Source organism: Marisediminitalea oceani (assembly GCF_003731635.1).
Taxonomy (GTDB): domain Bacteria; phylum Pseudomonadota; class Gammaproteobacteria; order Enterobacterales; family Alteromonadaceae; genus Alteromonas; species Alteromonas oceani.
Genome location: NZ_RCUA01000044.1, coordinates 47,550 through 63,153 on the forward strand (window position 1 = coordinate 47,550; position 15,604 = coordinate 63,153).

Consider the following 15,604-nt stretch of genomic DNA (forward strand, 5'->3'; position numbering starts at 1 on the left):
TTAGCGGCGTTGTTTAAGCCATTCACTGAGTTTCAGGGCGCTTTGTTTAGGTAGCCGTTGCTGGGTTTTAAAATCCACATGCACAATGCCAAACCGCTTGAGATACCCTTCCGCCCATTCAAAATTATCCAACAGACTCCACACAAAGTAACCTCTGATATCCACGCCTTTTTCCATTGCTGCAGCAACAGCCTGCATGTGGTCCTGTAAATAATTCATCCGCACTTTATCATGCACCTGACCGTCTTGTATCACGTCATCTTCGGCCATACCGTTCTCGGTAATAAAAAGTGGCGGCAAATCATACTCATTATGAAGCTGGAGCAATAAATCACACAAGCCTTGTGGATAAATTTCCCAATTCATTGCCGTGACAGGTACGTTGTCATCAGGCGGCAGGATCTCAAAGTGGCCTCCCGGGCGAGCCTGCACCAGAGCCCGGGTATAATAGTTAACCCCGAGATACGCCATAGGCGCGGAGATTATTTCCATGTCACCCGGTTCAATTAATGGCTTTTCAGCTTCGGGTAAAGTGTTCAGCAGCGGCGGGTATTTCCCCGTTAACGCAGGACTCACATACCAGTCGTTAAAATGGGCCTTTGCCAGTAAGGTAGCCTGCTTATCAGCTTCACTGTCAGTAACCGGATAATAAGTGGTAAAATTCAGAACCAAGCCGCTCGGGATATGCGGGCAGACCTCATTCAGCTCCTGCATAGCAAGCCCATGAGCAAGCAGAAGGTGGTGAGCGGCCTTTTTACCGTATTGCTTACCAATTTTACCCGGCGCATGAACGCCTATTTCGTAACCAAGGAATGCGCTGCAATAAGGCTCATTAAGCGTAGTGTAAGCACTTACTCTATTACCAAATGCGGTGGCTACAATGCGGCTGTATTCAGCAAAAGCGTAGGCCGTAGCGCGGTTAAGCCAACCGCCCTTATCTTCCAAAAATTGCGGTAACTCCCAGTGATAAAGCGTCACATAAGCCTTCAGGCCTCGTCGTTGCAATTCATCGAGTATTTTAAGATAAAAGGCCAGACCTTCCTGATTAACACTGCCGTCGGCACAAATTATCCTTGGCCAACAAACAGAAAACCGATAGGCATCAAAACCCAGTTCATCAATCAGCGCAATATCCTGTTGCCACAGATGATAATGATCACAGGCCTTGCGGCCATCGGAGTTATCCTTTACTGCGCCGGGCACCTGGCAGAATGTGTCCCATATACAGGGCTCGCGCAATTCGCTGGCGCCTTCGATCTGAAACGACGAAGTAGCTACCCCAACGGTAAAGTTCGGATCACTAAGCGCACTACTGATTGAAAAACCTTTACTCATCTTACATTTACGCAACTAACGCAGTGATTTACGTTAGCGTGCGGCCACCTCTTGCAGAATAATACCATCATAAATCAGGCTTCAATTGTAAGCGCTTTCATTTTTTATACAAGTTATTTACATTTTAATTCATATCATTGGTACACCGCCGCTGAATGAAGTTAGTCAAGGTAATACTCAGTATCATTGTATCCATATGCAACAAATAAACATACTGGCTGCCAATAGCCACCGTATCTACACGCCAGCACAATTATGTAAACGCTTTCAAAAAGTCACCATACACGGCGAAAAAGTACAATTATTCACGGCCAATCGCCTGCTAATAAGCCATAATTTTCAGAATTACTGGTTATTTAAGCGGTTTCGCTACTGACAGGAAACACTTCCCGAGCTATTTTTCAACGCAAAAATGTAAGCGCTTGCATTTTTAAAATTTATACATATACTCTCACAACAAATTATTAACATTCGTTCATTGGTTTCGCAGTGCCTAGGCATTCGCAGGGGTTATAATCCGGAGAATAATAATGAAATCATTTACTTTGTCAGTGACTGCAGCAGCCATTGGGGTTGCAGCGTTAACCGCTTGCACCACATCAGAAACTGACAGCCAGTCTGCCAATACCGTTACTGTTCCGGATTACTGGCCGCAAATTCAATCGCCTATCACTAATAAACAAGCCGTTGAAGCCAAGGTTGAAGCGCTGCTGGCCGACATGACAGTAGAGCAAAAAGTCGCGCAACTTATCCAGCCAGAGATCCGCGATGTAACTGTAGAAGACATGCGCCGCTACGGTTTTGGCTCTTACCTGAATGGTGGCGGTTCTTTCCCGGGCGCAAACAAACATGCAACGCCCCAGGAATGGATCGATCTGGCCGAAGCTATGTATCAGGCATCCATCGATGACTCACTCGACGGCAGCAGCATTCCAACCATGTGGGGCACCGACGCGGTGCACGGTCACAATAACGTGATCGGTGCCACACTGTTTCCTCACAACATTGGCCTGGGTGCCATGCGGGACCCGGCGTTAATTGAAGAAATAGCTACCGCTACCGCCAAAGAAGTACGTGCCACCGGTATAGACTGGATTTTTGCTCCCACCGTTGCAGTTGTACGTGACGACCGCTGGGGCCGCACCTACGAAAGTTACTCCGAAGATCCCGCTATTGTGGGAGAGTATGCGCGCGCCATCGTTACCGGCCTGCAAGGGGATATCAGCGATGGCAACATCGACGATCAGCACGTCATTTCCACCGTTAAACACTTTGTTGGCGATGGCGGTACCGATAAGGGCGATGATCAGGGTAACAACCTGGCCAGTGAAAAGGAGCTTTTCGACATCCATGCGCAAGGCTACGTGCAAGGCTTAAATGCCGGTTCACAGTCTGTAATGGCGTCTTTCAATAGCTGGCATGGCGAAAAGATACACGGTAGCAAATACTTACTTACCGACGTTCTGAAAGACAAAATGGGCTTTGATGGATTTGTGGTAGGTGACTGGAACGGCCACGGCCAAATCCCGGGCTGCACTAACGATAACTGCCCGCAGGCTTTACTGGCAGGCCTGGATGTTTACATGGCGCCTACCCCAACCTGGAAGCCTTTAATGGAAAACCTGATTGCTCAGGTGAACAGCGGCGAAATCCCCATGGCACGGCTTGATGACGCCGTTAGCCGGGTACTGCGGGTAAAATTACGTGTTGGTCTGTTCGACCTGCCTTCACCGGCTAATCGCAGCCTGTCTGGAGACATGTCGGTTATCGGTGCTGATGCCCACCGCGAAATCGCCCGTGAAGCCGTCCGTAAATCGTTGGTGATGCTTAAAAATAACCAACAACTACTACCGCTTGCACCAAATAGTCGGGTACTGGTCGCCGGTGATGGCGCGCACAATATTGGTAAGCAATCCGGCGGCTGGACCATTACCTGGCAAGGCACCGGTAATGAAAACAGTGATTTCCCGGGAGCCACCTCTATTTACACTGGCATTGAGCAAACCGTTGAAGCCGCCGGTGGTGAGGCTGAATTAAGCGTGAATGGCAGCTTCACAGAAAAGCCTGATGTAGCGATTGTAGTATTTGGTGAAACACCCTATGCCGAAGGTAACGGTGATATCGCCAACGTGGAGTATCAGCGTGGCGACAAGCAGGACCTGGCACTACTGAAATCCCTAAAGGCGCAGGGTATTCCAGTGGTATCGGTATTCATCACCGGTCGCCCGTTGTGGGTTACGCCCGAACTTAACGCCTCCGATGCCTTTGTGGTTGCCTGGTTACCAGGCTCAGAGGGCGGCGGTGTAGCCGACGTATTATTCAGCAAACCAGACGGTTCAGTTAACTTCCCTATGCACGGCAAGCTTTCGTTTTCATGGCCTGCCGACCCATTCCAGAACCCGGTTAACAAGGGTGATGGTAAGCAACCGCTATTTGCCTACGACTACGGCCTGAGCTACGGTGAAAACGCAGATCTGCCGCAACTCGATGAGTCTGTGAATAGCGCTGCCAACGCCGCCGGAGATGCGGTAATCTTTCAGCAGAGCGTACAACAGCCTTGGTCACTTATCGCCACCAGTGCCGGCGAGCAAAGCACAATGAACAGTAACGTATTGAGTGTTAATACCCTTAGCATTCGTACTGCCGACCGTCACGTGCAGGAAGATACGCTGCAGATTGAGCTGGGCAGCAGCGAAGATAGCATCCGCTTCTTCTCGCCTTTCCCGGAAGATCTGCTCGATTACGCTGTGCCAACAGGTGTACTGGCCTTTGACTTCCAAAGTTCAGCAACAACCGGGATGACCGTTTCCATGTCTTGTGGTGATGGCTGCGAAGCTGAACTGGCGCTGGACAACTTTACCACTGCTGACAACAACTGGCAGAGCGTAGCGATTCCACTGAGCTGCTTTGTTGATAAGGGCGTTAATCTGCGTGAGATATACGTGCCAATGGCACTCTCCGCCGAGGATGCTACCGAGTTTAAACTGTCAGATATCCGCTTTACCCGGGTAGAAACGCCTGTCGTCTGCCCTGGCTCCTGAGTGTGTGTGCCCTGTGGCCGGGACCATTTAATTGGCCCGGTCACCCTCCCGGGGCCCTACACTACTTAGCATTATCCCTACAATGCTCTCCGGGCATTTCAAATTCTATTGTTGTATGGTCCAGGTTAAAGGGCTCAAGGGCTTTGGCGACCCGGGCTTTTAATTCAATCAGAGCAGTCACGTCAATGCGCTTATCCAGCTCAAGATGTGCGGTAAGCACATGACTGGCGCCATCCAGCGACCAGAAATGAACATGATGCAAAGCACCCACGTGCTCAATCTCCTTTAACGAAGCTAAAATAGCGGCACGCTTATCGCTATCAGGGTTAACCTGAAGAAATAGCTTCACCGTATGAATAACGTGCTTCACCACGTTAAATAAAATAAACAAGGTAAACACTACCGACAGCAGTGGATCCAGTATCGGCCAGTCAACAAACTGCAGCACGATAGCGACTATCAACACCGCTACCCAGCCGAGTAAATCTTCCAGTAAATGCCAGTTGAGAACCTTCTCGTTTAAGGTGTCTCCACCATGCAGCTTGTAGGCTGCGAAACCATTTGCCGCAATGCCTAAGATGGCCAGCACAATCATGCCCTCAGTCACTGGCATTTCAGGTGACCACAAACGAGGAATGGCTTCAGTTAGCACCCATACCGACCCCACAACAAGGATCAAACCATTAATCAAAGCGCCCAGTAAACTAAGGCGCTTAAACCCATAGGAATACTGTTCGGTAGCGTCGCGCTTGCCCACTTTACTGAGATACCAGGCAAGACCAATCGCCAGCGAATCCCCCAAATCGTGAACCGCGTCGGCCATGATCGCCACACTGTTGGTTAACCAGCCGCCGATAAACTCGATAATGGTAAAGATGAAATTGAGCCAGAACGCCCAACTGATTCTGTCTTCAGCGATATCATGATGGTGATGGTGGTGATGACCATGGTCATGAGCGTGAGAATGATGATGGTGGTCGTGCTCCTGGCCATGTGCGCTCATATTGGAAACTCTGCAACGGGTTGAAATCTAATGAGCTATCAGCATAGCCATTACCCGGCTATCGGATCAACGGGTTTATCGGCTCATAACGAAACGTCGTCGTTTTGATATCAGTTGGCGGGCAGTCTTCGCGCAGCCCGTCGGCCCCTAAAATTAACCAATCCTCTCTGTGTGCCTTTCCTACAGAGTGTCCTTTGGTCAGATCTAAACAGACTGTCTCCCGACTGGCCGGAAGCAACAAATGCCCTGCCGGATTCATCGTTAGCCAGTTCCATGCGGCAAACATTTCGGCTTCGGGCGGCGTATGATAACCAAAGTGCACAATTGGCCGACGAGCAAATAGCATAAACTGCTCTCCGGTATCTAACAGTGCTATTTCGTTATTAGCAGGAACATTGCTATCGATTACCTGCCATACTGCGGCCGGTGTGCGAATTGGGTTAAGTAAGCTGGCAAACCCCACACTATAACTGCACCATAGCACTAGCATGGTTACGCCCCAGGCTTGCCAGCCTGCTCTGCGGCGCACCGCAAATAATACTACCAAAACCGCCAGCCCAGTGGTCAGAAACAGAACGCTGCCATCCACTTCATAGCGTTGATTAAGTTTAGCAACAGGCCCGGTATCAACTAAACCCAATCCGCCTGAAATGAAAAAGCTACTGCCAATGAGCAGAGGCAATCCCCATAGCATACGGGACAACCACTTTTTGTCAGCGATGTGCGGCATAAAAGGTGCCATGGCCAACGCCAGCATCGGTAGCGCCGGCAGGATATAGACCCCACGCTTGCCTGGACTCATGCTAAAAAACACCAGCACCAGAAACACAAACCCCAGCGGCATCACAATGCGTGCGTCATTTTTTCTCCAGGCGCTGCGCCAGTGTGGCCATTGCCAGGGTAATAACACCACCAGCGGTAGCCACGCCCAGGGCACTACGTTTATCAGAAAGTACCAGAATGGCTTGATGTGGTGCCAGGAGTTGGCGTATCGGGTGACTGTCTGCTTCATCAGGATATTGTCGCGATAAGCGTTATAGGCCGGATCTAACCTGCCATCCACAGCCAGCAGCATTGGCAGTAGCCACAGCAACAATGTTACCAGCATGGTCAGTACACCTGTTGCCCACCAACCCCAATGATATCGCTTCGGTAAAGTTTGCAGTGAGGTCTGACGCCACAACACAAGAGCATAGGGCAGCAACATTAACAGGGGTAAAAAACCAACCCCTTTGGTCATAATACCCAAACCCATGGCCACACATCCTGCCAGCCACCAGGTAATATGCCCTGCCTGGCACAACGTCGCCCGCAGTAAGCCATAGCAACCCAGCGTCACCCACATGCACACACTGGCGTCGATTTGCGCGCTTTTTGCCTGCAGAACAAACTGCACACTGGCCAGCAGTATTCCGGCCGCCCACCAGGCTTCCCGGCTTCCCCACAAGCGGCGGCATATATCAAAAACCGCCAGCACGGTGACTGTGCCAGCGATGGCTGATGGTAATAAAAAGGCGATATACAGCGAGCCGGTAATAGCGTAAAAAATCGCGATACACCACATAAATAATGGTGGTTTATCCGGATACAGTTCGTTTCCTCGCATCGGGAACAACCACTGTCCTGTTTCCACCATGTCTTTGGCAATTAGCGCAAAACGGGGTTCATCGGCAGGCCAGGGAGCTCGCAGTCCAATACCTAAGGCAAGCAGTAAAAAAGTCAGTAAGCCGAGCCAGATCAGATCGGTTCGCTGATAGCGACTGAAAGAAGGCAGTAAATTCATGGTTAATTAGTGCGTTTAAACGGTGCTTACTGGCTGTTGCTGATACCAGCGATAAAGGTGCGCTCCAAGCAACACCGAACACACCAGTAAGCTCAGGCTGACGCTGATTTGCCACGAAGACAGCTGTTCCATACCCTGCCCCATAAGGGCGAAGGTCAACATCTGCGGCACGTAACCCAACGCCGATGCGCTCACAAAAGCCCGCCCCTTAATGGTACTGGCACCCGCCACAATGTTAGTGAGCGCATTACTGCCAATGGGCAGTAACCTTATCGCCAGGGTCGCGGTATAGGGTTTTCCGGCCAGCAACGGATGGAGTTTTGTGATCACGCCGGGAAAGCGGCGTCTCACCCAGGCCTGTAAAAAGTAACGGGAAATCATAAAAGTGGTTGCGCAGGCAATAGCGGCCATCGCGGTGGAAAGCAGCGTACCAGCTGTTACGCCCAGCAGACCACCGCCAATAAAAGCCACTATCTGACGGGGGAACCCCACCAGCATCAGCAACACGCCGCTCACTACCAACAGGGGCCAGCCAAGAACGCCCTGAGCGGTAAGCCACTGCTCTACGGCCTGCGAATCGGCAAATTCACCGAGGCTCGCCATTTTTACCAATCCGGCAATAATCAGACAGGCAATCAGCGGTTTTAACAGCGCTCGTATACTCCCTTGCAAACGATTCATAGTACTGGCTTTAGGCATTAATCGGTAACTTCCTGAGGATGTGGGCATTTCGCCCGCCTAAGTAACCATATAACACCGAATAAATCCACAATCCCCACGCCAAGCCTACTCAACATGGTGTAATTGGAGGTTCCGCAGTGGCGGTCGCGGTGATTGACTTCCACCACAAAAACGCGTCCTTCAAGGCGCTTTACCAGCGCCGGCAGGAAACGATGCATATGATCGAAGTAAGGCAAAGATAAAAACGTGCTGCGCGGAATTAACTTTAAGCCGCAGCCGGTATCGGGCGTTTCATCGTGTAACAGGCGCTGGCGTATCCGATTGGCAATACGCGATTGCAGTCGCTTCCAGGCAGTATCCTTACGATTTTTGCGATAACCGGCAACACAAAAATCTGTTCCTATCGGCTGGCGTTCGGCGACCTCAATAAAACGCGGGATATCCGCCGGATCGTTCTGACCATCAGCGTCCAGAGTAATAATCCACTCATAGCGGGCGTAACGCACCCCGGTCATGATTGCGGTAGACTGCCCCATGGATTTTTCATGCTGTACTGCACGCAGGCAAACCGGCAATTCGTTGGCAAGTTCCCGTATTTCACTGAGCGTACCATCGGTGCTGCCGTCATCCACATAGATGATTTCAAACGCCACGCCCGTCGGCGTATGCTGAGCTAACTCAGTCACCAACGGCCGGATATTGCCCTGTTCATTTTTTGCCGGAATCACAAAAGAAACGTTCACAACTCACCACATGTTATTGTTTTCACAATAAGCTACCTGAGTTTTCTTAAGACAAGCTTAAGCTTAGAAATAAGTAGTGGCGGTGACCAGGCCACAGCGGCTGACTAAATAATGCCGCTATCAATTACCGGTGTTACCCAGTAGCGAATACGATGCTGTAACGATAATGCCGCCAGGGCGGCCGTTAAACTATCCAGATCTTTATGCTGCAGGCGAATATCAATACGGCACACCGAGCGATGCCCGGCTACCTGCTCACTCACCGTATAATTAGCGTGCTCCTTGCTGTAGCCTTCAATACCATGCATGGAGAACCCGCCAACAAACGGCTGGCATAATAAACAATCCACCACGTTATCGACGGTCTCAGGATCCACAAAGCAGCTAAAAATGCATTGTTCAGTCATGATGTTTGCGCTCCAGAGTGAAATACAGAATCGGCAGAATGATGAGTGTCACCAGAGTAGAAGAAAGCAGTCCACCAATCACTACAATAGCCAGTGGCTTTTGAATTTCTGAGCCCGGACCGGTAGCAAAGGCCAGCGGCATCAAACCGAAAATAGCCGTGGTTGCGGTCATAAGGATAGGCCGCAGGCGGTCCTTTGCACCCTGGATAATGTGCTCTTTAAAATCACCCGCCAGCTTTGCCAGCTGCTGAAAATGCGACAGCATCACCACGCCGTTGAGTACCGCTACGCCAAGCAGGGCAATAAAGCCAACCGATGCGGGTACCGACAAGTATTCACCGGTGAACCACAGCGCAAACACACCGCCTACCAGCGCAAACGGGATATTAGCCAGGATCAGCAGCGCCAGTTTCAGTTCTTTTAGCTGGGTAAACAGAATAATCAGGATAACGCCCAGCACTAACGGAATAATGGTCAGCAGGTTATTGGTTGCGCGGATCTGATTCTCAAACTCGCCGCCATAACTTACCGTGTAGCCAGTTGGTAGAGACACACTGTTATTCACCTCGGCCGCTACTTCTTCAACAAACGACGCCAGGTCGCGATTTTCCACATTGGCACTCACCATCACATACCGTAAGGCATCTTCCCGCTCAATCACTGCAGGACCTTCTACCCGTTCAAGCTCTGCCACCTGAGACAATGCCAGCAAGGTGCCATCGGGTAGCTGTATGGGTAGGTTGGCCAGTTCAATATCGCTGCCGATTGCCGCAATACCCTCACGCTGATTTGAGAACATCAGCGGCGTAACGATGCGGCCGTTAATAATATCGGTAACCTGCACACCGTTCACCTGCATTTGTAAATAGTCAGACAGCTCGGTGAGCGACATATCAAACTTCAGTGCGATATCCATTTTAGGCTTAATGCGTAAATAGTCGCCGCCTTCCATCAGCGTTTTGTTTACATCTACTGCGCCCTGCACGTTTTCCGTTACGTTCGCGACCTCACTGGCCACATCGGTGAGGCGGGCAATGTCATCACCAAAGATTTTGATACTTACCATGCCGGTACTGCCGGTAAGCATTTCGGATACGCGCATTTGAATCGGCTGGGTGAAGCCGTAGTTAATGCCCGGGAAGCCTTTTAATACCTCACGAATAGCGTTGGCCAGTTCGGCCTTGGTGTCGAAGCGCCACTCATCGGTGGGGGCAAGCTGCATAAACACATCGGTTTCATTCAGGCTCATGGGATCAAGCCCCAGTTCGTCCGAGCCGGTGCGCGCCACAATTTGCTTAATCTCGGGGATTTCGGCAAGTAGCGCCTCTTCCACTTGCTTATCCAGCGCTAAAGAAGCTGTTAGCGACAGTGTCGGTGACTTTTCCAGTTGCACAATCAGGTCGCCCTCATCCAGGGTTGGCATAAAGGTTTTACCTAACTGTGTAAAGGCCAGCACGGTGAGCGCAAGGGTTATCGCCATCGCAATAAACAGGGTTTTGGGTACCGCAATAGCTTTTCGCAAAGCGCTTTCAAAGCCGTTTTGTAATGCCTGTAAATAACCCGGCAGTTGCTGCGGCGCTTTGCTAACAAAGAACGACGCCAGCACCGGAATAATGGTAAAAGCACTTACCAGCGCTACCGCCATAGCAAACATGATCGTCATGGCTACCGGACTGAATAATTTGCCCTCAAGACCGGTTAGGGTTAGCAAAGGCGTAAAGACCACCAGCACTATCAGCGTACCGGCGATGACCGGCGTGGCAACCGCTTTAGCAGAACGATAAATCACATGCAGCCTTGGCAAAGGCACCCCACGAGAGAGCTGCGAAACAATATTTTCCACCACCACTACCGAGGCATCTACCAGCATGCCAATGGCAATCACCAATCCGCCCAGGCTCATAAGGTTTGCGGTAAGATTGGTCACGCTCATTAAATAAAAAGTAATAAGTACCGCTACCGGGATAACACAGGCCACCACAAACGACGCCCCAATCTGGCCAAGAAACACCGCAAGCAGAATTACAACAATCACAATTGCCTGGCCAAGCGCACTGGTGATAGTTCCCACCGCAGTATCAATCAGGTTTTTGCGGTTATAAAATACGTTTACCTCGGTCCCTGCAGGTAAGCCGGGCTTAATTTGCGCGAGCTTTGCTTGTACAGCGTCCACCACTTCGGCGGTATTACTGTTTTTGAGCGCGACAATCAGCGCTTCAGTTGTTTCCTCACCGTCTTTAGTCACACCGCCATAGCGGGCCAGGCTGCCTACTGACAACCGGCCAATGTCGTCGAGCCTTATGGCGCTGCCTTCTTTAATCGCCACTACCCGTTCTGCCACGTCTTCCAACTGGGTGAAACGCCCTTCGCTACGCACAATTAACGTGTCATTGCCTACCTCTATGCGGCCGATGCTGCCGTTGATATTAGACCGGGTAAGGGCATCGGCTACGTCGGGCAGGGTGAGCCCAAAAGCACTCATGCGCTGCACATCCGGAGTGAACTGCACGGTTTTGGTATAGCCGCCCAGTACATTCACCTCAGCAACACCGGCAACGGTACGCAGCGCCGGGCGGATTTGCCAGTCCAGTAAATGCTTACGCTCCATCAGTGACAGGTTAGGATTTTCCAGGGTCAGCATAAACATTTCGCTGAGCGGCGTACTCATTGGCGCAATACCACCATCTACCGTGGGTGGTAATTCGCTCCACAGATTATTCAGGCGTTCCGCCACCTGCTGGCGGGCCCAGTAAATGTCGGTACCTTCCACAAAATCCAGGGTAATTGAGGTAATGGCGTATTTGGTGGTTGAGCGCAGTACCGCTTTATCGGGGATCCCCAGCAGTTCGGTTTCCAGTGGCTGGGTAATTTGCGCCTCAATTTCCTCGGCGGTCATACCTGGCGCTTTAATAATCACGTTAACCTGTGTAGGGGAAATATCCGGAAACGCATCCACCGGTAGTTTCAGCCACGCGCTGACCCCTGCTGTCAGGGCTACAGCGAACATCGCCAGCACGAAAATGCGCTGACTTAAAGAAAATTGAATCCAGCGGGCAATCATCTATTCGCCTCCCAGACCCAGTAAAATACCTTGTACCGCACTCACCGACGAGGTGAGTACCTGCGCGTTCTTGAGCTGCTCACTATCGGCAATCAGCAGTTGGCCATCATGGCGTCCCAGCACGGTGACCACCACCGGCACTAACTCAGCGCCCTCTTTCGCCAATGCATAATACTCACCTTCAAAGAAATAAACGCTTGAGGCAGGCACAGCAAGGCCCGCCTGTTCAATCACCGGCGTTACCATAACTGCATCAGCAAAACCCAGCCCACAGTCGGCATTGCCGGTAACCGGAGCGCTCCACAACCGGCTGACCAGGCCACTGCTTAAGCGTTCGCGATAAGCTACGTCCAGATGACAAGTGCCCACTGTTAATGCCGAGACCTTGTCGGCAAGCTCGGATGGCAGTTGCACTCTTAAGCGCAGGGCGCTTTGTTCAATCACCTCGCCATACACAAACGCTTCGTTATCGAGTTGTTCACCAGCCGGAATAAACACGCCCGCAACAGGCGCGGTCAGTAACGCGGAATCTTCATCAGCTGACCGCTGTAACAACTCTTCGGCATGTTCAAGATGGCCCAGTTCAAGCTTGCTGGCAAAGTAGTGATCGGTAATCGCCTGCCAGGTTTGCTGGTTAATGGACTTGCTGTTAAATAAAGGCAGATTTTGCTGATAACGCTGCTCTGCCTGACGGTAAATCTCTTTTTGGGCTTTTAGCATTTCGTAGAAATGATGAACCTCACTGCCGGTTAGTTTAGCCAGCGGGGTATTGGCCGTCACAGAGGCTTGTGGCGCTACCAGGTATTGCTGCTGTAATACCCGAAATGGCAATACCAGTTGATAACCATTGCCCGGCAGATAGCTTACTTCACCGCTTACTGCCGGTGTTGGCACAGCAGGCACAATCTGCGGCGCTGCAAAATTCAGTGACAGGCGCCCCAGAGATTCAAGGGAGATCCGCTGGTTTTGCGCTGTTGCAGTAGAAGCTGTCAGCACTAACAAAAGAAAAGAGAAAAACGATTTCATAGCACTTGCCCTGCCAGTTGATTAATTTGAGCAACCCGTTGTTGCTGAGAAAGATTGAGCTGGTCCAGTTGATAGGTGCGGTCACGCTGTTCCAGCAACGATTGCAGCCAGTTGCTTTGCTCCAGCTCGCTGATCTGCTTTAGCTGCGCCAGTTGTTCAACAATTTGCTCGCCTATGGCAACCTGCTGCTCGCCAATAGCAATTTGCTCTTCCAGCGATGTCAGACCGGCCATATTGGTACTGACCTGCTGTTGCAAGGTAATTCGCAGGTTCATCAGTGATTGTGAAAGTGCCAAATCGGTTTGCTGCCAGGCCTGCAGATCCTGCGGGTTGGCAGGCATCTCAAGGGCCAGCGGGATGCCTACCGCAATACCTACCTGATTCTCGTCGCCCATCACGCTTTGTAAGCGGCGCGCCACCAGCGCAACATCCCAGTTGCTCTGACTTTGCCGGCCATACTGATAGGCCGCTGCGGCGTATTGCTTTTGTAAGCTCAGGAGTTTCAGTTCGGGGTGGCTGTTAAGCGCAGCGTCGAGACTATCGGGTACCGTTTCTGTCATATTAGCGGGTAAGGTGTGGGCGCCCGTGAGCTCAGTGTAAGCTCGCATTGCTCCGTCCAATTCCGCTTTGGCATTAACCAGTGCCTGCTGCACATCGAGTTGCTGCTGTTGCCACTGCAAATAGGCTAAGCGAGATAGCTCACCTGCGTTAAACCGCTCGGTTAACTGAGTGCCCAGCCGGGACAGCCACACCTGCTTATCACTCAGGGCGTTAACCTGCTGACGCGCCATGGCAGCATCCCAGGCACGCTGCCTTACCAGTCCGGAAATCAGCAGAGCCTGCTGACGCTGCCGGGCAACCATAATGGCCTGATTGGTCTGCTCCATCTGATCAAATAAATCCAGATTATCCGGCCGCTGTATTTGTACACCGAGCCGCACTTCAAGCTCATCTGTACCGGTTGCCAGGTTAGACTGTAGCGCGGAGACTTCCAACGTCGGCGCGCCGATGAGCCAGCGACTCAGCGACGAGCTTTGATGGGCCATCCAGTCAGAGGAATAACTCTGCTCGACGCGCTGTTGAGCCTGCACGCGTAGCGCCGCTAAACCGGCGATTTCTGAAGCCTGAAGATAAGCAGAGAAAGAGCCACTCAGTATCAGAATGATACCGGTGGTTAAGAACACGAAAACACGTTGAAAATACATAGCAATTATCCCTGTAAGAGGGAATCAAGATGCCAGAATATGCCCCTCCCGCCTATCGGACATCTGGCCCATAAGATCCTATAACACTGATTTTATTGACTTATTCAGTGCAGGTTTTGCGACTGGCTAATACGGTTCTGATAGGTCAGAAGCACGCCATCGAGGTCGACACCGGCCTGGTCGCCGGCCTGCTTTATTTCATGCTGACTAAGCCCCTGCTCCCAACGTGCAAGGGCCCACAAATGCAATACCCGGGTACCGGTTCGGCAGATGGCATGGACCCGGCCTTTCGCGCCCAGCAGAATTCGCCCAAACTCGGCAACATCCTGCTTACTGTAGTTACCACTTACTACCGGCAAAAACTCATATTTCAGGCCTGCTGTCCGGGCCCATACGCGTAATATGGCATCCGGCACCTGATTAGGCTCTTCAAAATCCGGACGGCCATATCAGCGTGGTAACGCCTGCCTGAGCGAGGGTATGAAGGTCGTCCCTGGTTACCGGTCCCGAAACGCTAAAATGATGATTTATAGTGCGAATATTCATACCGATACCTCCACGAAGTAAAGCGTGTGTAGTGAAGAAAGAAAGATAAAGCTGCCCATCACAATTAACATCACGCCAAAGCCTTTTTTCAGCTGTTGCTGGGGTAACCGTCCGCCAAGCTTTGCACCGAACAGGGAGCCCGCTGCGCCGATAACTACCATTAGCGTAATGAGCTGAAAGTCGAAGGGCAGTTCACCAAGCTGGCTGAACAAATACAGGTATTTGCCAAAGCCCACTACCGACTGCATCACAATAATCGCCAGACTGGTGCCCACCGCCTGGCGCATAGATACGCCACCAAGGGCCAACAGTGCCGGTACAATTAAAAAGCCTCCGCCAACACCTACCAAACCAGCAATCATGCCCACCACCACGGCGGCCGGAACCAGCTTTGCCAGAGACACGTCATTACTGGCAGCAACGTTAACGGGCTTAAGCATAAAACGGCTGGCAAGCAGCATAATGATGGCGAACAACACTAACTGCGCCAGACCACTGAAGTACTGAGAAAGCTGCGCGCCCAGATAAGTACCAACCATACTCGGCAAGCCAAAACTGACCACCTTCTGCCACGCCACCAGACCAGCCCGTTGTTGACGCCATACCCCTGCCAGGGCAATACCGCCTACAATTAACAGGGATTCCGCAATCGCCACTTTAGGCGGGCGCTCAACCACATAGGTCAGTAGCGGTACTGTGAGGATCGAACCACCAGAGCCAAGCAGGCCAAGACTTACGCCAATCACAATGGCGCCGATAAGGGTAAGTAACAT

11 protein-coding genes and 1 pseudogene are annotated in these 15,604 nt (G+C 51.4%); 1 reads left to right on the forward strand and 11 read right to left on the reverse strand.

The features are described 5' to 3' along the window. Positions 1 to 1,335 carry a GH1 family beta-glucosidase gene (locus D9T21_RS13780; protein ID WP_123325545.1) on the reverse strand — a complete coding sequence of 445 codons (1,335 nt, stop codon included), beginning with the start codon at positions 1,333 to 1,335 and terminating at the stop codon, positions 1 to 3. Between the two features lie 530 nt (positions 1,336 to 1,865). On the opposite strand from D9T21_RS13780, the gene D9T21_RS13790 reads away from it, so the two are divergent. Then, positions 1,866 to 4,376 (forward strand): glycoside hydrolase family 3 protein, encoded by a 2,511-nt coding sequence (locus D9T21_RS13790; protein ID WP_123325547.1) that lies wholly within the window; start codon positions 1,866 to 1,868, stop codon positions 4,374 to 4,376. 61 nt (positions 4,377 to 4,437) lie between these two features. Here D9T21_RS13790 and D9T21_RS13795 read toward each other — a convergent pair whose 3' ends face one another. The 10 genes and pseudogenes from D9T21_RS13795 to D9T21_RS13840 all read right to left on the reverse strand — a co-directional run bounded on the left by D9T21_RS13795 (position 4,438) and on the right by D9T21_RS13840 (position 15,604). Further along, positions 4,438 to 5,379, reverse strand: a complete 942-nt coding sequence (locus D9T21_RS13795; protein ID WP_123325548.1) for a cation diffusion facilitator family transporter — start codon at positions 5,377 to 5,379, stop codon at positions 4,438 to 4,440. A 58-nt stretch (positions 5,380 to 5,437) separates the two neighbouring features. Continuing rightward, the gene (locus D9T21_RS13800; protein WP_123325549.1) at positions 5,438 to 7,162 is read right to left on the reverse strand and encodes an ArnT family glycosyltransferase; all 1,725 of its coding nucleotides are present in this window, start codon (positions 7,160 to 7,162) and stop codon (positions 5,438 to 5,440) included. A 15-nt stretch (positions 7,163 to 7,177) separates the two neighbouring features. Then, on the reverse strand, positions 7,178 to 7,861 hold the full coding sequence (locus tag D9T21_RS13805) for a TVP38/TMEM64 family protein (RefSeq protein ID WP_164464690.1): 684 nt from the start codon (positions 7,859 to 7,861) through the stop codon (positions 7,178 to 7,180). Further along, entirely contained in the window at positions 7,861 to 8,586 is a 726-nt protein-coding gene (locus D9T21_RS13810; RefSeq protein ID WP_123325551.1) for a glycosyltransferase family 2 protein, read from the reverse strand. Before D9T21_RS13810 ends, D9T21_RS13805 begins: the two co-directional genes overlap by 1 nt. 104 nt (positions 8,587 to 8,690) lie before the next feature. Beyond that, entirely contained in the window at positions 8,691 to 8,993 is a 303-nt protein-coding gene (locus D9T21_RS13815) for a DUF3240 family protein (protein ID WP_105936906.1), read from the reverse strand. Then, positions 8,986 to 12,054: an efflux RND transporter permease subunit gene (locus D9T21_RS13820; RefSeq protein ID WP_123325552.1), complete on the reverse strand. Its 3,069-nt coding sequence runs from the start codon at positions 12,052 to 12,054 to the stop codon at positions 8,986 to 8,988. Before D9T21_RS13820 ends, D9T21_RS13815 begins: the two co-directional genes overlap by 8 nt. After that, complete coding sequence (locus tag D9T21_RS13825) at positions 12,055 to 13,080, reverse strand: hypothetical protein (RefSeq protein ID WP_123325553.1); 1,026 nt, start codon at positions 13,078 to 13,080, stop codon at positions 12,055 to 12,057. It lies immediately after the preceding gene. Further along, on the reverse strand, positions 13,077 to 14,285 hold the full coding sequence (locus D9T21_RS13830) for a TolC family protein (protein ID WP_123325554.1): 1,209 nt from the start codon (positions 14,283 to 14,285) through the stop codon (positions 13,077 to 13,079). Before D9T21_RS13830 ends, D9T21_RS13825 begins: the two co-directional genes overlap by 4 nt. Positions 14,286 to 14,389: 104 nt before the next feature. Next, a pseudogene (locus D9T21_RS13835) lies at positions 14,390 to 14,716 on the reverse strand (protein tyrosine phosphatase family protein); the annotation flags it as partial. 111 nt (positions 14,717 to 14,827) lie between these two features. Continuing rightward, the gene (locus D9T21_RS13840; RefSeq protein WP_123325556.1) at positions 14,828 to 15,604 is read right to left on the reverse strand and encodes a sulfite exporter TauE/SafE family protein; all 777 of its coding nucleotides are present in this window, start codon (positions 15,602 to 15,604) and stop codon (positions 14,828 to 14,830) included.